The following is a 16926-nucleotide window of genomic DNA, read 5'->3' as shown; positions in this document are numbered from 1 at the left end:
AAGAGAACGCAGAAGCAGCTTGAAGTATGACGGGTACAAGGGAGGAGAATACCGTGCAACGCGAAGACGTACTTGAGCACGCCCTACACGTCCTTGAACGTGTGGGGATTGCAAGCACCACTCTGGAGATGGTCGCGAATGAAGCTGACTATCCGGTAAAAGAAATTCGTCAATTCTGGCCCGATACTGAAGCAGTGCTCTACGATGCCCTGCGCTATTTGAGCCAGCAGATTGATGTATGGCGTCGTCAGTTAATACTCGACGATGAGCTGTCGCTGGAACAAAAACTATTGAAGCGCTACCAGGCGTTGACCGAATGCGTTAACAACCAGCGCTATCCGGGTTGCCTGTTTATCGCCGCTTGCACGTTTTATCCAGATGCAGCACATCCCATTCATCAACTGGCCGATCAGCAGAAAAAAGCCGCATGGGAATTCACCCACGAGTTGCTGACGCAACTGGAAGTGGATGACCCAGCGATGGTGGCTCACCAAATGGAACTGGTGCTGGAAGGTTGTCTGAGCCGCTTACTGGTGAAACGCAGCCAGGCAGATATCGAAACCGCTCGCCGACTGGCCGAAGACATTCTACGGTTTGCGCAGTGCCGACAGGGTGGCGCTTTAACGTGATGAGTGATTTTCTCGCCACTCTGCATGAAAAGCAGGCAGTTAAACGCATTTAACACCTTTTTTATGACAAAGCCGTTGACGGCAAACGGCCTTTACGGTTTAATGCGCCCCGTTGCCCGGATAGCTCAGTCGGTAGAGCAGGGGATTGAAAATCCCCGTGTCCTTGGTTCGATTCCGAGTCCGGGCACCACTATTTAAAGAAACCAGCCTACGGGCTGGTTTTTTGCTTTCTGGATTCTTTTAACTCGCCTGTCAGTAGCCTCTCCCCTTAAAAACTACACCCGCTTTAACTGATGTACGTCATATACATCACTAAAATCCGTCCTTATGATGTGCCCCAACGTCCGAGGTTCGGAGTTATCTGGAAATAATTACCCTCCCAAATGCTGCACCCTGCCCTCTCGACGCCACTTAACTCTATGCTTTGCTCTGAGCTTTAATTTTTGTCTCTCAAGAGGATCTCATCGTGGTGACATCTATGCCATCAACGGCACGTTTCTATGCTCTACGTCTGCTGCCACAACAAGAAGTGCTCAGTGCATTACGCGATTTTATCCGTTTAAACGGGCTTCGTGCCGCGTGGATAAGCGGTTGCGTCGGTAGTCTTAGCGACGTCGCTTTTCGCTTTGCCGGGCGCGAAGAAACCACCTTATTGAGCGGGAAGTTTGAAGTGGTGTCGCTGATTGGCACCCTGGAAAAAGGTGGCGAACATCTTCATTTGTCTATAGCCGATGAAAATGGGCAGATGACTGGCGGACATGTGATGGACGGTTGCCTGGTGCGCACGACGCTTGAGCTGGTGATTGGGGAATTGAGCGAGATTTCATTTAGCCGACAACCTTGTACGCATTCGGGGTATGACGAACTGATCGTCACTCCTCGCTAAAAACACGCTAAACATTACTTGGTTCTTTTTATCTTTGAGGTATTTATGGCACGTAAAGGGTTGTCGAGTCAGACACTGGTTTTGATTGTCATTTCTATCGCGATCAACATGATTGCGGGTCAGTTAGTGTCGATGTTGAAATTGCCTATTTTCCTCGACTCTATCGGGACATTGCTCAGTGCCGTACTGGCGGGTCCAATCATCGGCATGCTGACAGGCTTACTGACGAATATTATTTGGGGATTATTAACCGATCCCATGGCGGCGGCTTTTGCCCCGGTAGCAATGGTCATCGGCCTGGTCGCAGGTTTACTGGCGCGTATTGGCTGGTTCCGCTCGCTGCCAAAAGTTATCGCCAGCGGCGTGGTGATCACTCTGGCAGTTACCGTCATTGCCGTGCCGATTCGTACTTATCTGTTTGGTGGCGTGACGGGTAGCGGCGCTGATTTCCTTGTGGCATACGTGCACTCAATGGGCAACGACCTGATTGAATCCGTCGCCATGACGGTGCTGGGCGCGAACCTGGTGGATAAAATACTGACCGCAATCATTGTCTGGCTGCTGGTGCGTAACATGCCACAACGCACGTTACGTAGCTTCCCAGCCATGGCAGCCGTTCGTTAATGCACCCTTTTACCTCCCTGACAATCTGGGTGGTGCTCGGCATCAGTAGTTTACTGATGCCGCTTGGTTATCCACTACTGGTCTACAGTCTTGCCATATTCCTCGCGCTCATCCTGATGAAAAGCACCCGCCACCGCTGGCGTTATGTGGTGTGGATTATGCTACCGATGGCGGGCGGTTTATGGCTGGTACACAGTGGTTGGCTGGCGTGGTGGTTACACGGCGAGGTGCGAGATAACAGCCAGTTGCTGAGAGCTGCAGCATTATGGTTACGGTTGTTAGCCTTGCTCAGCAGCGGACAAATCCTGCTGCAATTTATGCCGACACAACGCTTTATTCGCGCGCTGTTTGCCAGCCGATTACCACTCTGGCTTTCCTATTTACTTGCCGGACCTCTGCTGATTGTCGAGCAATTACGCGCACAGCTGGCAGCCATCTATGAGGCACAGCTTGCACGCGGTGTCCCCCTTGATGGTCGCTGGTATCAGCGCCTGCGCTACATCCCGGCGCTCGTGATGCCACTGACCCACAGTGCGCTGAATGATTTAACGGCCCGCAGTTCCGCACTGGATATGCGTGCATTCCGCCTGCACCCAAGGCGCACCACGCTTTGGGCTCCACCTGATAGCACTTTTCAGCGTGGTGTTCGCTACGTTCTGTTGTTGGTGATGATACTGGAAACCGGAGTCTGGCTATGGCTGTGGCACTGAATGCGCTGGGTTTTACCCCGCAAGGTAGCCGAGGCTGGCGGCTGCAAAATATCAATTTGCACTGCTCCGCGCCGGGGCTCTACGGCATTATCGGAGGCAATGGCAGCGGAAAAACGACGCTTGCGCAGCTTCTGGCAGGCTGTTTTCCTGACTTCTTACCGGGAACGTTAGTAGGTGAAGGACGAGTACTGGATACGGTATTGGGTTCGCTGCCTCTGGTGGAAATGGCGCAGCAAGTGCAATTGATTCAGCAAGCGCCACAGCTACACCTGTCAGGATGCACCTTTAGCGTCGAAGAAGAGGTTGCCTTCGGACCAGAAAATCTGTGCCTCAGTGAAGCCGAGATTATGGAGCGCATCGACGAGGCGCTGACATTTACCGATTGTCATGCGTTACGTTTACGCCATCCGGCCACCCTTTCTGGCGGTGAAGCGCAGCGTGTCGTGATGGCCTGTGCATTAGCGATGCGCCCGAAGTTATTAATCCTTGATGAAGCCTTTAGCCGCCTGACACCGCAAGCGACCGCGGAATTATTGCAACGGCTGACAGACTACGCCCACCAACAGCAGTGCATCATCATACTTTTTGAGCGTTCACTGGCACACGTTGCTGTCGAGTGCCGACAAACCTGGATGCTGACTGAGGGGACGTTATGCTAAACATTGAATCGCTGGAGTTTCAGTGGCCTTCGGCGGCTCAGCCCACAATTAAAGGGGTGAACCTGACGGTTAAAACCGGCGAATGGGTAGCGTTGATCGGCGATAACGGTGCGGGAAAATCCACACTGCTGCGTTTAATGGCCGGATTATTAAAACCGAACAGCGGGCAAGTCAGTTTGCAGGGAAAAAACATCTCAAGCCTGAAAGCCGCGCAGCGGGCGCCATTACTGGGGGTGTTATTTCAGGAAGCTGAGCGGCAAATATTTCACAATCGGGTACGAGATGAGATCGCGTTTGGTTTACGCCATCAAGGGATTAAAGGTGAGGCACTGGACGAAAAAATTGCGCACACCCTCGCACTGTGTGAATTAACAGACGTTGCAGATGCTCATCCTCTGGACTTGCATGCCGGTCAACGCCGCATGGTCGCCGTCGCAAGCCTCGCCGCCGTTGCACCACCGTTACTGCTATTAGATGAACCCAGCCGCGATTTTGATAGCCACTGGTTGGGGATTTTTAACAAGTGGCTCACGTGCTGCCGCGCTCAAGGTACAACCATTCTGACTATCAGCCATGATTATACGTTTGTAAAACAGCACTTCGCCCGCACTATCCGGCTTGACGATGGACGGATTGCAGAGGATGGAGAAACTCAGCACATCCTCTGAGAGCGGTAAATGTTCACTACAATACCCGCGTCATAAAACGGCTGTTCGGGTCGAATTGATAATCAGCGAACGGTTCGCAATCGACAAAACCATGCTTGAGATAAAGTTGATGGCAGGCCGCAAATCCCGGTTGTGTCCCCGTTTCTAAGCTCAGGCGCTGTAAACCACGCTCGCGGGCAACGTGCAGGATGTGAACTAAAAACTGGTTGGCGACGCCACGGCGTAAAAACGCCGTGGCCGTGCGCATGGATTTCAGCTCGCCATGTCGTTCATCCAGTATTTTTAGCGCCCCAATTCCGGCTAACTGCTCCCCTTCCCACGCCGACCAGAAAGTCACCGCAGGGTCACGCAGCTTTTGCACATCCAACGCATGGCTGCTTTCTGGTGGAGACTGTTCCAGCATTCCAGAAATATGAAAAGCCACTAATGACTGCACCGCGTGATGTGTAAGATCATCAACTTTGATAGTGAACATGCTCTGTTTCCAAATGAGTGTTTTTAGAACCTACAACATATTTGCAACATCAAAGCGGATAACCGAAACCTCGTCCAATACAAAGTACTTATGACACTTACTTATTCATTCGCTGGAGCTGAATCTGATCGGCAGCTTTAGCCTGTTCTGCCAGCTCGGAAAACTGCGATGGCAGATAGAAACTCTCAGGCGCTTTAAGGCTGTGCATATCACTGCCGGTATGGATTTGTAGCTCCCCGAGCTGGCTTAGCGTAACGCCTGCAACTGTCGCGGGCATCTCCAAACGATAAGCCTGGGTATTTTCAAACGGCACTTTGGTCGGGTAGCGGTTTTCGCTCAAATCGTAGTTACGATTGAGCACCAAAAATTTATCCGGCACCCGGCGCTTACTGTTCCACCAGTCACCGTCAACGGCGCGGAATTGCCTTTCGGTTTCTGATTTACTGACAGCGCCAAGTTGCACCAACGCCTTGTGGAGCGCTTTATCCATCGCTTTATTGTATGAATCAACCGACCCCGCATTGCCGTGCAAAATCACGTTTATCGCAAGCCTTGCCCCTAATAAATTGGAATAGAGATCTTCTGGAGAGAAAGCGGATATTTCCTCAGGAAACCCCGGTACAGACTCGAAACCGTACCACTGGGCAATCTCATGCCATTGCGCGAGTTGAAATGCGAGATGCCCCGCAAGCCACGCCGCAATTGTGTAGCGCTCAACCATGGAAGCAGGCGGTGTAAACGCATGCAGTTGAATGCGTCTGACTCCCAGCTCTTCGCTATAGAACAATCGCCAGTCCTGGCCGAGTCGGGAGTAAATCTGCGAGAAAAGATAAAAGGTATTATCGGCAGTATCACGGACGTGGGCGATGTCGATAAAGCCACCACGATGGGTATAAATCAGGCCGCTTTTCTCTTCGCTCAGACCGACGATATTTTTGACCGCCCCCAGCGCACTGTCGTTATAGCGATGCTGGCCGAGCGTCGCGAGTGTCAGAATATTACCAATCTGGTAAACCGGAATCGGTACGCCAACGGCCCGTACTTTCAAGTCATAACCAAATGCGCAGCAAGGGCGCAAGGACTCAGGTGCAATCAAATCTTGTGCCACGGGCCACACACGCCGCGCCTGCTCGATGGGTAAAATATCGGCTGACTGCGGTTGCGCGCCATAACTCAAAGAGGCCACGCCCAGTAGCAGAGTAACAATCCAGACCCGCATTAAAATGCCTCCGCAACTTGAAAGTAAAAACCGGTACTCTCTTTGCCAAATCCCAGATCAAGACGGATGTTCATGTCCGGTTTAACCTCGAAGCGATAGCCCGCGCCGAAAGTGGGTAACAATGGATGATCCCCAAGGTTTTGCGGGCTATCGCCCAATGCACCCGCCCCCACCCACAGAACATAGCCATGTCGCCAGTTGAGCTTCTTGCGATATTCAATCTGAGTGCTGACCACGTCTTTGTCGCGATAACGCCCCTGATAATATCCGCGCAATCTATCGCTATCTCCCGCCTGAGATAAACGATCCCATGGCACATCACCCCGCGCAAAACGTCCCCAAAGATCAAACGCTAATACATCCTGATCATTGAGCGGAAAGTAATAATTATATTGCATCTCAAGCACGGAGAAATGGGTATCCGAGCCAATGGAAGGATCAAAAAGGCTGTATTCGGCGCTAAAAAATTGGCCGTGTCGCGGGCGGGTGATCACGTCTCGCGTATCGTAGTTAATGCTGGTGGTGACGCCGGAGCTTAGTGTCCTCCCGCCTGCATCGTAGCGGGAAAAATTATCGTCAGGATTCGGATCGTCAATGTTCTCAGCATCATAGGTTGAAAAGTCCCACCCCACGCCAACATACAGATTATCAACGATTTGGCGCATTATCTGCGGATGGAGACTAAACGACTGCTGGGTATATTTCTGCTCGTTGCCTTGGGCCGCGTCATAACCAATACCCCAAAACCCAGTTGGGATTTTCGCAAGCGATCCATCAACAAACAGCCGCCATTCGTCACCCGTGAAAAACGTGTAGTTTTTCATTCCCAACCCCAGCGCACCGCTGGTGCTGACAAATCCAGTTAAGGAAATAGATGAGTTTTGGGTTGCACGATCGTTGGGATCAACCCGGTAAACGCCCGCCACGGCAGTCCCCAAACCCAGTTTCAATTCAGGGGTATAAAACGGCCCTGGCAGCACGCTCCAGTTAATACCTTTGCTGGCATCATATTGATTATCCGCGCCTAAATTTCCCAGAAAGCCGTCAATCTCTTCGCGCGTCATGGCTTCAGTACTCGCCGGTGCCATCATGAAACTTAGCAAACCCCAAAATAGCGCGCCGCGTTTGTTCATTAGAATCTGTATTCACCCGCGATGAAAAAGCTGTTGCGTTCGTTAAAGCCAAATTCAGTCAGCACATTGAAGTTCTTCGTAATTTCATACTGCGCCCCCACCAGCATGTTCCACGGCGAGCTCAGGTGTTGCTTGACGTCAAAGCGCCCATTTTCCACCACGCTGTTCAGCGCCGCAGGCAAACCTAAATCCGACAGATTCCCCTTAAACTCTTGTTCAACATCCTGATACATCGTGCCCACCCAGAGGCTCAGGTGTGAAGGGCCGGAAACCCCCGGAAGCTCAAAGCGATAACCCACGCGCGGCGAAACCGTCAGCGCCGAAATTTTACCGTCGAGAATATCGAAACTGGTCTGCGTATAGTTGGTATCCAGCAGCGCGAACCAGTTTTCATAGCCCCCCGCCAGCGTCATCCCTGCACCGTAGGTCGTACCTTCAAATTTCAGGGTAAAGTCGAGATCCTGTAGCGCTCCACTCTCATAACCCGCATGCACCGCCTGGGCAATGATCCGGTTCGGATCGAAGCGACCATATTGCGACGGATCGGCATCCACCGAGATTTGTGAAACGGAAGACCCTTTGGTATGCCCGAGAATGCCGTAGAAGTTGAGGAACGGAAACACCCACATATCAAGGCGCAGGTTTTCGGTTTCACTGCGCTCGCGGGTATCGCCGACGCCGATATTAAACAAGTCATCAGGGATCGGTCGGCCAGCAAAGCTCAGTCCCGTCAGGGCAATACTTTCGACATCAACGTTCTGGCGCATGTTCATGTAACTGAGATTCACGCCAAACGGCAGTGGAATGGAATAACCACGTGCGCGCGCTTCATCTCCCCAGATTGGAAACGTGCTGCTCTCACTCGCCGTATCCGTTGATGCACCAAATGCTCCGCCGGATAAAAACAGCAACGGCAGCGCGTAAACCCGACACTGTTGCACACCTTTTAATATTGATTTCATTAGGTTCTCTTTATAATTTGCTTTGTCAGTCTCGCGGTAAATTCCATTTACAGACCCGCCCCCACGTTGAAATAGACCGCTTGTTCGTCGTCGCTAAATGCAACATCAATACCAGTATGTAACCCAAACTCGCGCGCGATCAGGTAACGGAACCCCCCGCCCCACGCCACTTCAGTCGTCTGATAAAGCTCATCCACATTATTTGCAGCGCTCCCTGCGCCCACAAAACCCTGCAACACCCAGCGCGGCGTCATTTGCCACTCAAGCTGCGTTTGCACGGTACCGACATAATCACCTTGATAGCGATATCGCGAGATGCCTCGCAAATAGATATAGGGTCGCGCCATCGGCGGCAAATGGCTGTCAGCATTCGAAAGTGACTGATAATTTCCCGCCAACGCCAAAGTGAAATCGGCTCCGAGCGGCTGGAAATATTTACCGTCAATGGTCAGCATGTTGTACCGATAATCGCCGCCGAGAAAGTTGGAATAAAACTGGTATTCGCCAGTGACCGACAAGCCACTGCGTGGATAGAAAAAGTTATCTGTCGTGTCATATTCCATCAGCAACCCAACGCCCGAGGTCGAACTTTCCTCGCCAAGCACCCGCTGAAATGTACGGTTGATAAGCTTGTTATCGGCCGAGATTTTCATATTTGCATAGAATTGCGAACCACCAAGGAAAAACGGAGTATCTGCAACGCGGAACAGTAATTTTTGCATACCTCCGTACCCCTTTGTTTGGGTACTAATGCCTTTTCCGTTCTCAAAACCTGCAATATCACCCGAATAAATATCAATATTTACATTGGCATAGCCAAGGCCGACCAGATATCGAATGCTGTCGTTGTTCCAGGTATGACGATGCCCGCCGCCAACAAACCAGGTGCCATTTTGCGTCGCCCCACCACCAAAAGCCGAAACGGCCGGAGGAATGGGTCGCCCATCGGGACGGTTTTTTGCTCTCCGACTGTCTTCAGTGTCATGCAAAAACAGGCCAAATAGCCCGCCTCCGTAACCTACTGCGGGTTCGGTTATCACCACCGGAACCGGTAAGAAGCCGTAGCGGTTTTCACTCAGGTACTGGCTCATATCCAGCATGCCGTCGCTATCATCAATAAACCCAGATGCACGGGCTTCTACGGGCTGCCACAGCCCTGCCGATATAAGAACAGCGAGCAGGAACGTGAATTTATTCATAGCGTTTATCGGGTTGTACTGACGTTTGCAGCACGCAGGAGGTATACACAGGTGTCCATGCCAAAAGGAAAAGCAACGCCCTAATCATATGCATCATCCAGTAAAAATGTAATTTTGTTTTATTATTCAATCACACGAGAAATATCATTCCCGTCAAAGAACTGATTTGAGCATAGTCCAGCATCATGCACATTCAAGATAAAGGGGGAGAAGTTCAGGGCCTGGAGAGTGCGGATTTCAACGATGGCACAGCCAAAGCAAGCGCGGTATCATCAAAAAAACTTATTAAAAGGCAGGCATTAATGGATATTAATCACAGCACTGGCGAAAATGTCATTACCAGCACCAAAGCCTATATGTGGTTTTTGTCTCTGAACATTATATTTTGTGCCTGGTTATTGTTGCGTAGCACTTACCGACTCGATGCCGACGCACTTCCTCCGATATTACAAATTCTGTGTGGTTGTATCGCTGCGCTCTCCGCCACCAATCTCATTATTACGATCAATATAAAGAAGAATATCAACGACGGTTTCTACCACACCGTACTTCCTTTTGTGGTGCTGACTCTTGGATTGTTGTGGGCCGCTCTATTTATTAATTTCACCCTTTATTATCAAAACCCACTCATCACCTTGATAATGATCGTGTCGGTGTTACTCCCTGCCACCATTACCTTCTTTATTTCAGGGCGATTGTTGCTGCTTTTCTCCACACCTCTGGTGCTGTGTTTGCTGTATGTCGAGACTGCATTAAAAGAGCAATTTAGCCTGATGCAATTCATCGGCTCGCTGATCATGCTGTCAGTTATCTATTCTGCACGCTACATATTGCTGGAGTGGTATCAGCGCGTACAACGTAGCGAATACGAGAAGAACATCCTGATTAAAAAGTTGATGCAGCAGGCGCACTATGATGCCTTAACCGGCTTGTTCAACCGGCTGAGCATGGCGCGTTTTTTCGAAGAGTGTGTCAGCGCCCTTTCCGGCAATAAGAAAAAGCTGTTCATGATTGTTCTGGATATAGATTACTTCAAACAGTACAACGACAAGTATGGCCATGTGGCCGGTGATAAATGCCTGATCAAAGTCTCACAATGCATTGAGCAATCCCTGCGTAAAGAGACTGACAGCGCGTTTCGTTTTGGCGGTGAGGAGTTTGTCGTCATGACGGTGTGCAACGATATTTCCCAGGCCAAAGCGATCAGCCACAGGATCCAACAAAATATTTCTCATGCCCATATTCCTCATGAGGGTTCGGCTATTTCTTCAGTGCTTACGGTCAGCCAGGGTATTGCGCAATGGAGCGAAGGAGTGACACTGGAAGGGTTGGTCGAACAGGCCGATCAGCAACTTTATCAAGCGAAGCAAAACGGTAGAAATAGGGTTTGCTATTAAAACGGCGCAGCACTTATCTGCTCCACGAAATCGATGCCACAAAAACGAAAAAACCCGCCGAAGCGGGTTTTTAAATTTCTAGCTTAGTTAACGCTAACCTTACAGGCTAGTTACGTTACCAGCTGCTGGGCCTTTAGCGCCGTTCTCGATGGTGAAGGAAACTTTCTGGCCTTCATCAAGAGATTTGTAGCCATCGTTCTGGATAGCAGAGAAGTGTACGAACAGGTCTTTAGAACCGTCGTCTGGAGTGATGAAGCCGAAGCCTTTATCAGCGTTGAACCATTTTACCAGACCAGTCATTTTGTTAGACATGAATATTACCTTTTGAAATAAGTGTGCCTTACGGCGATTTGGTATGCTTTACAGATTTTATGAAGCGGTAGAGGAGCACACGACAAAGGGTATCCAGGGATGACTCTTGAAGGACTGCTTTACTAAGTTGCTTTAAAGGTCTGTACGTCAAACCGATGGGGCGTATTAACTCATGCTTAGGCGATGAATGACAAGGATTATTTTAGCCGTCCACAGGTCTGGAGCTAAAGCCCCCCTCTTTTAGCGCTTCGCTTAGAGGGGGTAAATGGCACCACAACACACCCATGGTTTGCACCGCTAATCCATTGTTAGTAATCTATTTTTGCTACCCTACGTAGCGCTTCTGGCGTCACTTCTGGCAGGCCAAAAAACTCCATATATGCAGGAATCATCTCAAATAACATATCTGTTCCAGGTTGTATCTGGCAGTCTCTTTCCAGGGCTGCGCGTAAAAATGGCGTGATTTCGCTTTTCATCACCACTTCACCGACAAAACTTCCCGGCGTTATCGCGTTCATATCCATCGGCAGTTCGTCGCCAGCATTCATACCCAGCGGCGTTGCGTTCACGACAATGGAAAACGCCTTTGGGTTGCGCAAGTGGGTCTGCACGGTGAGCCACGGATAATGGCGGCGCAGGCGTTTTGCCAGCTCTTCGCTGCTTGCCGTGCGGTTATCAAATAACGCTAGCGTATCGACACCAGCCGCCGCCAGCGACGCGGCAATAGCCGAACCGACTCCGCCGCATCCCACCACTAACGCCCGCGCCCCTTTCACCTGAATCCCTTTGCGCAACACGCCGCGGACGAAACCGTCGCCATCAAACATATCGCCGCGCAAACTGCCATCCGCTTCACGACGAATGGCATTGCAAGCGCCGGCAATTTGCGCGGTAGGGCTCAGGCTTTGGACTAAGGCGCAGGTCGAGACTTTGTGCGGCATGGTCACCAACGCCCCCACAATATTGGTCAGACGAAATAGAGAAGGAATCATCTGCGCATAATCTTCGCCTTTTACCCCCATTGGCACCACTTTGATATCAATCCCTTGCTCTTCAAACCATGGGTTGTAAATCATCGGCGCTTTGAAGGTGGTGGTTGGGTAGCCCAGATGAGCGATTAACCGGGTATTGCCACTAATTTCCATTGCATCTTCCTCATTAACGGCGTCACCGGGTTCTGGGACGCCGTTGCGCATCATTAATTAATCATCCAGTTCAATACGTTTGATATCGCCAAGAATAAAGACATACGACAATACGCCCAGCAGCGCTGCTCCGCCGATGTAGACCAGCGCATAGAAGAAGTTGCCCGTTGCCGCGACGATAAAACCGATGATGAGCGGCGTGATGATAGAGGCAAGGTTTGAGCAGAAGTTGAATAAGCCGCCGGTCAGCCCCGCCAGATTCTTCGGCGCCATATCGGAAATCAGCGTCCACCCCAGTCCCACCATCCCCTGCCCAAAGAAGGCAATGGACATCACCGAAATCACCAGCGCATCCGTCGGCATCCAGTTAGCCGAGATAATCAGGCTCGCCATCAACAGGCCAGCGATAATCGGCAATTTACGCGCGATGTTCACCGAACCCGTGCGTTTCAGTATCTGATCAGATACCCATCCACCAAACATCACGCCAACGGCGGCGGCGAGGAACGGCAGAATGGCGAAGAACCCCACTTTCAGCCAGGGCATATGGCGTTCGGTTGCGAGATAAGTTGGGAACCAGGTCAGGAAGAAGACTAACGTGGTATTCCCGGCAAACTGGCCGATTCCCGCGCCGAGGATCTGGCGACATTTCACCAGTTTGGCCACGTTCGCCCAACTGAAGTTCATCTTCGGCTCAGGTTCTGCTTCTTTTCGGTCATGGCCGATATATTCCAGCTCAAGCTGGTTAGCCGTTTTCGATTCATGCGGCTCGTGATAAAAACGCCACCACACCAACACAAACAAGATCCCCGCAACGCCGACGGTGATAAACAGCGTCCGCCAGCCGAAGGTTTCCATAATAAAGAACAATAACGGCGCAAATGCCGCGAGGCCGATGTATTCCCCTACGGTATACACCGCCGTAGCACGGGCGCGTTCGTGTTGCGGGAACCATTTGCCAACCACGCGGCTATTCACCGGGAAGCACGGTGCCTCACTAATCCCCAATCCTAAACGGCATAGCAGCAGAGTTTTCAGCCCCATGGTTAAACCGTGGAATAAGGTAAATGCCGACCAGAAAAACAGCGCCAGTGCATAGGTGATTTTGTTGCCAAAGCGGTCGAGGAAGATACCGCCGGGTATTTGCATGGCCGCGTAAGTCCAGGCAAACGCAGAAAAAACGATCCCCATCGTTGCCGCACCAATGCCGAGATCGGCACTCAACTGCGGCGCGGCGATACCTAATACCGTTCGGTCGAGGTAGTTAATCATGGTTCCAATAGCCAGAAGGGTCAGGATAACCAGCCGGGTACGGGAGCGTTTCTCTACACCAGTTTTCGGGGCGGCAATGTCGCCCTGGCCATAACTCGCCATTTTTTATTCCTCTGTCTGTAGGTTGCAGGTGTTCTAATTGAACCTGATGGTTCATTTATTGTTTTAAATCGCATTAACGCATTTGCATCGCCGCCAGACGAACCGCCGCGTTGGTTGCTCCATATTGTTGATAATCTCCTCGCCGCTCGACCAATTCAAAGAAGAAACGATCGGGGCGGAAAGGTGGTGTGTATGCGTGTAAAAACTCCTGCTGCCGGGCATCTCGCTCATAAAGGATATCCAGACGTTCCAGCCCTTGTAATAACGAATTGTTTACCCCGTAACGCGCCAGCAAATCGCCATAATAATTCGCCGGGATCGGCAGCAATTCCAGGCCGTTAGCTTGCAGACTTTCGACGGTTGCCGGTAAATCATCACAGGAAAATGCCACGTGTTGCAGCCCGGTTCCCTGATAACTCGCCACCGAACGTGCGATTTGAGTATCCAGGCTGTGCGACATATTTAACGGCAAGCGAATCGAATGACAGGGGCTGTGCATGACCTGGCTTCTGACCAACCCGTACGGGTCCGGCACACTCAACTCGTTATCCAGCTCAAAGCCAAACACCGCGCGGAAAAACATAATCCAGTTATCGCGACTGCCTTCGACCAGGCCTAACGCCAGGTGATCAATGCCGCGCAAAGCACCCGAGGCCGCGGGATCTGAAAGCTTAAAATCTGTCTGATAAATATCCCTCTCGCCTAAATCTGGCGCTTCAATCAGATAAATTAAGCTGCCATCTGGGGCGCAAATTGCCGCCAGCGCTCGCTCGTCTGGGCCATGTTCTTCATGCCAGATGGGATAGCCATAATCCTGCGCACGCTTGAGCACATTTGCCGCACCCTTGACGCGCCACGCCATAGCGCAAAGCGAAACACCGTGACGGCGATGAAACTCATCTGCCCAACTGTGTGACTGATGGTTGATGATCACATTCACGCCACCGTTACGCCACAGCGAAACGTCTTTTGAACGGTGCTCCCCAGCCAGCGCAAACCCCAGCGGTTGCAGCGCCTCACCCAGGGCGACGGCATCCTGGGCATCCGTGGCAAACTCTAAAAATTCGATGCCCTGATAACTGGCCTGGGGCGCACTGTGGAACAACGGTGCATCAATGTGTGGATTGTTATTCCAGGTCTGCTCTTCCAACCAAAGCAGCGAACGATAGCCATCTTTTGCGGTTGGCGCGTTTGGCGTGGCACGAAAATTGTCATTGAAAATCTCCAGCGACCACGGGCCACGATACCCTTTCTCAGTCAGCAGGCGGGTAAATTCAACTACCGGCAGTTCACCTTGCCCCGGGAAGCAGCGGAAATGGCGGCTCCACTCAAGCACATCCATTTTCATCAGTGGCGCATCGGCCAATTGCAGGAAGGTGATTTTCTCCAGTGGAATGTCATCAAGATTAATCAACTGGTCGCCAAGAGACAGCACGTGGAAACTGTCCAGCACCAGCCCTAACGCCGGGCTGTTAACTTGCTTTACCCGTTCCCAGGCCTGACGATAACGGTTCACATGTGTGCCCCAGGCCAGCGCCTCATAGCCAACAGTAATTTCATTTTGCTGTGCTAATTCAGCCAGATGTGCAAGGTCGCTCACTTGTAAATCAATATTCGCGGAGCAGTCCGGTGCCACGTTGCTGCACAGCAACATGGTGTTGCACCCCAGCTCCTGCATCAGAGCAAATTTACGCCGCGCACGTTCCAGGTTGCTGGCAAACTGCGGGCGCGATGCTCCTTCAAAATCCCGGAAAGGCTGAAATAGCGTGATGGAAAGCCCAAGATCAGCCGCCATTTTTCGCACGTCGGCGGGTGTTCCCGGGTAATAGAGCAAGTCATTTTCGAAGATTTCGACACCGTCAAAACCCGCAGCCGAGATTGCGGCCAGTTTTTCTGGCAACGTGCCAGAGAGAGATACGGTTGCAATTGAACGCTGCATGTTGACTCCTGGGGATCGGGGTAAGTGAGTTAATGTTGTATCATTTGGTTCATATTGCAAACTTATAGTTAATTAATTGTTACCCCAGATCACGCCGCCAGAAGTTAAAAAAAATAGCGGGCGATTACCGAACAAAACAAAGAGGGATTACACTTTTTAGTCACTCCCCTGGCAACTAAAAGGCCGACACAACATGTCAGATAATAACTATCAGCCCCCAAAAGTTTGGACGTGGAAAAAAGGCGAAGGCGGCACCTTTGCTAACATCAATCGCCCGATTGCAGGCCCAACCCATGAGCGCACGTTGCCCATCGGCAAGCACCCGTTGCAGCTCTATTCTCTTGGTACACCGAATGGGCAGAAGGTAACCATTCTGCTTGAAGAGTTGCTGGCGATAGGCGTGAACGAGGCAGAATACGATGCTCACCTGATTCGAATCGGCGAAGGGGACCAGTTCTCCAGTGGCTTTGTTGAAGTGAACCCGAACTCGAAAATTCCGGCGTTGATGGACCATTCAGTCACACCACCGATTCGCGTCTTCGAGTCCGGTGCAATCCTGTTGTATCTGGCGGAGAAGTTCGGCCATTTCTTACCAAAGGATCTTGCGGCACGCACCGAAACATTGAACTGGCTGTTCTGGCTGCAAGGTTCCGCCCCCTACCTCGGCGGCGGGTTTGGCCACTTCTACAATTACGCCCCCATGAAAATCGAGTACGCCATTAATCGCTTTGCAATGGAAACCAAGCGCCAACTCGATGTGCTCGACCGACAACTGGCGACGCATCGCTTTATTGCTGGCGAGGAATATACCATTGCCGATATCGCTATCTGGCCGTGGTACGGAAGCCTGGCAAAAGGTGGGTTGTATGACGCGGCAGAATTCCTCGACATAGCTTCATATAAAAACTTCGTGCGTTGGGCCGATGAAGTGGCAAATCGTCCTGCGGTGAAACGTGGGCGCATTGTGAATCGCACGTTCGGGGAGCCGTCTGAGCAGTTACACGAACGCCATGATGCATCTGATTTTGAGTTACGTACCGAAGATAAACTGGCGAAATAACATTCTCATGGCAGGTTGCAACCGTGGCCTGCCTATTTTATCGTTTAAAAATAAACAAACTTAATAGTGTTTCAAGATAACCGTGCAGGTAAGTTGCCGTCTGAGTTAATCAGTAAGCAAACTGCAAGGAAATACCGTGTTCAAGAAATCTATCCTGTTATTCACTCTAATTCTCGCTGGTTGCGCTAATCCTGGAGATGATAAGGTCGAAGCGTTAAATACTCTCGACTTCCAGGCCAGCCCGAAAACATCTGCTACCGCTAACGGCAACCCTGTGGAATTAGAAAGCCTGCACAACATCAATCAGAAAGCCATTGCCAGCCTGACGTCAGAGATTAAAGCGACACATGTGAATGGCCTGAGAAGTGATGATGTCCTTGATAATCGCGATGGAATCGATAACGTGTTTCAGGCGCTGACACGGCTTGAAGAGTTTAATGAGTTGAACAATATCTATCTGAAAGATCAGAATAAAAATGGTCTGGTACAGATTGGCAATGCATTAAAACCTCTCACCGAGAAAAACTCCTGAACG

The 16926-nt window shown here is 51.0% G+C and carries 18 protein-coding genes and 1 tRNA gene; 10 read left to right on the top strand and 9 right to left on the bottom strand.

Going from position 1 to position 16926, the window contains the following annotated elements; genetic code table 11:
* Window positions 1-53: 53 nt before the first annotated feature.
* From BSPA111_RS17945 to BSPA111_RS17915, 7 genes are all read left to right on the top strand, one after another.
* The gene (locus BSPA111_RS17945; RefSeq protein ID WP_183272511.1) at window positions 54-629 is read left to right on the top strand and encodes a transcriptional regulator; all 576 of its coding nucleotides are present in this window, start codon (window positions 54-56) and stop codon (window positions 627-629) included.
* 114 nt (window positions 630-743) lie between these two features.
* A tRNA-Phe gene (locus tag BSPA111_RS17940) sits at window positions 744-819 on the top strand.
* A gap of 288 nt (window positions 820-1107) precedes the next feature.
* On the top strand, window positions 1108-1515 hold the full coding sequence (locus tag BSPA111_RS17935) for a PPC domain-containing DNA-binding protein (RefSeq protein ID WP_183272700.1): 408 nt from the start codon (window positions 1108-1110) through the stop codon (window positions 1513-1515).
* A gap of 45 nt (window positions 1516-1560) precedes the next feature.
* On the top strand, window positions 1561-2139 hold the full coding sequence (locus tag BSPA111_RS17930) for an ECF transporter S component (protein WP_183272510.1): 579 nt from the start codon (window positions 1561-1563) through the stop codon (window positions 2137-2139).
* Window positions 2139-2849 carry an energy-coupling factor transporter transmembrane component T gene (locus tag BSPA111_RS17925; protein ID WP_183272509.1) on the top strand — a complete coding sequence of 237 codons (711 nt, stop codon included), beginning with the start codon at window positions 2139-2141 and terminating at the stop codon, window positions 2847-2849. The genes BSPA111_RS17930 and BSPA111_RS17925 overlap by 1 nt, the downstream gene beginning before the upstream one ends.
* On the top strand, window positions 2834-3508 hold the full coding sequence (locus BSPA111_RS17920) for an energy-coupling factor ABC transporter ATP-binding protein (RefSeq protein ID WP_183272508.1): 675 nt from the start codon (window positions 2834-2836) through the stop codon (window positions 3506-3508). The genes BSPA111_RS17925 and BSPA111_RS17920 overlap by 16 nt, the downstream gene beginning before the upstream one ends.
* Window positions 3502-4176: an ABC transporter ATP-binding protein gene (locus tag BSPA111_RS17915; RefSeq protein WP_183272507.1), complete on the top strand. Its 675-nt coding sequence runs from the start codon at window positions 3502-3504 to the stop codon at window positions 4174-4176. Before BSPA111_RS17920 ends, BSPA111_RS17915 begins: the two co-directional genes overlap by 7 nt.
* 16 nt (window positions 4177-4192) lie before the next feature.
* Here BSPA111_RS17915 and BSPA111_RS17910 read toward each other — a convergent pair whose 3' ends face one another.
* The 5 genes from BSPA111_RS17910 to BSPA111_RS17890 form a co-directional block, all read right to left on the bottom strand.
* Window positions 4193-4651: a GNAT family N-acetyltransferase gene (locus BSPA111_RS17910; RefSeq protein WP_183272506.1), complete on the bottom strand. Its 459-nt coding sequence runs from the start codon at window positions 4649-4651 to the stop codon at window positions 4193-4195.
* Between the two features lie 97 nt (window positions 4652-4748).
* On the bottom strand, window positions 4749-5870 hold the full coding sequence (locus tag BSPA111_RS17905; protein WP_183272505.1) for a DUF4056 domain-containing protein: 1122 nt from the start codon (window positions 5868-5870) through the stop codon (window positions 4749-4751).
* Entirely contained in the window at window positions 5870-7003 is a 1134-nt protein-coding gene (locus tag BSPA111_RS17900; protein WP_183272504.1) for a BamA/TamA family outer membrane protein, read from the bottom strand. The genes BSPA111_RS17905 and BSPA111_RS17900 overlap by 1 nt, the downstream gene beginning before the upstream one ends.
* On the bottom strand, window positions 7003-7965 hold the full coding sequence (locus tag BSPA111_RS17895; protein WP_183272503.1) for a hypothetical protein: 963 nt from the start codon (window positions 7963-7965) through the stop codon (window positions 7003-7005). Before BSPA111_RS17895 ends, BSPA111_RS17900 begins: the two co-directional genes overlap by 1 nt.
* Window positions 7966-8012: 47 nt before the next feature.
* Window positions 8013-9164 (bottom strand): BamA/TamA family outer membrane protein, encoded by a 1152-nt coding sequence (locus BSPA111_RS17890; protein WP_183272502.1) that lies wholly within the window; start codon window positions 9162-9164, stop codon window positions 8013-8015.
* A gap of 302 nt (window positions 9165-9466) precedes the next feature.
* Between BSPA111_RS17890 and BSPA111_RS17885 the strand changes: the two genes are divergently transcribed.
* Window positions 9467-10561, top strand: a complete 1095-nt coding sequence (locus tag BSPA111_RS17885) for a GGDEF domain-containing protein (protein ID WP_183272501.1) — start codon at window positions 9467-9469, stop codon at window positions 10559-10561.
* Window positions 10562-10660: 99 nt separating this feature from the next.
* On the opposite strand, the gene cspA is transcribed toward BSPA111_RS17885, so the two are convergent.
* The 4 genes from cspA to BSPA111_RS17865 form a co-directional block, all read right to left on the bottom strand.
* Window positions 10661-10873, bottom strand: a complete 213-nt coding sequence (cspA, locus tag BSPA111_RS17880; protein WP_034461105.1) for an RNA chaperone/antiterminator CspA — start codon at window positions 10871-10873, stop codon at window positions 10661-10663.
* A gap of 308 nt (window positions 10874-11181) precedes the next feature.
* Window positions 11182-12018 (bottom strand): shikimate dehydrogenase, encoded by an 837-nt coding sequence (locus tag BSPA111_RS17875; RefSeq protein ID WP_183272699.1) that lies wholly within the window; start codon window positions 12016-12018, stop codon window positions 11182-11184.
* A gap of 57 nt (window positions 12019-12075) precedes the next feature.
* Entirely contained in the window at window positions 12076-13392 is a 1317-nt protein-coding gene (locus BSPA111_RS17870) for an MFS transporter (protein WP_183272500.1), read from the bottom strand.
* Window positions 13393-13465: 73 nt separating this feature from the next.
* Window positions 13466-15331: a bifunctional sugar phosphate isomerase/epimerase/4-hydroxyphenylpyruvate dioxygenase family protein gene (locus tag BSPA111_RS17865; protein WP_183272499.1), complete on the bottom strand. Its 1866-nt coding sequence runs from the start codon at window positions 15329-15331 to the stop codon at window positions 13466-13468.
* A gap of 193 nt (window positions 15332-15524) precedes the next feature.
* Here BSPA111_RS17865 and yghU point away from each other — a divergent pair, with 193 nt between their 5' ends.
* Both yghU and BSPA111_RS17855 read left to right on the top strand, forming a co-directional pair.
* Window positions 15525-16391, top strand: coding sequence for a glutathione-dependent disulfide-bond oxidoreductase (gene yghU, locus BSPA111_RS17860; protein WP_183272498.1), 867 nt, complete (start codon window positions 15525-15527; stop codon window positions 16389-16391).
* Window positions 16392-16527: 136 nt separating this feature from the next.
* Window positions 16528-16923 (top strand): hypothetical protein, encoded by a 396-nt coding sequence (locus tag BSPA111_RS17855; protein ID WP_183272497.1) that lies wholly within the window; start codon window positions 16528-16530, stop codon window positions 16921-16923.
* The last annotated feature ends 3 nt before the right edge of the window (window positions 16924-16926 follow it).

This window comes from Buttiauxella sp. A111, from assembly GCF_014189855.1.
In the GTDB taxonomy this organism is placed as follows: Bacteria; Pseudomonadota; Gammaproteobacteria; order Enterobacterales; family Enterobacteriaceae; genus Buttiauxella; species Buttiauxella selenatireducens.
Note: the sequence above shows the minus strand (reverse complement) of the source record. Positions and strands in the feature narration are given on the sequence as shown.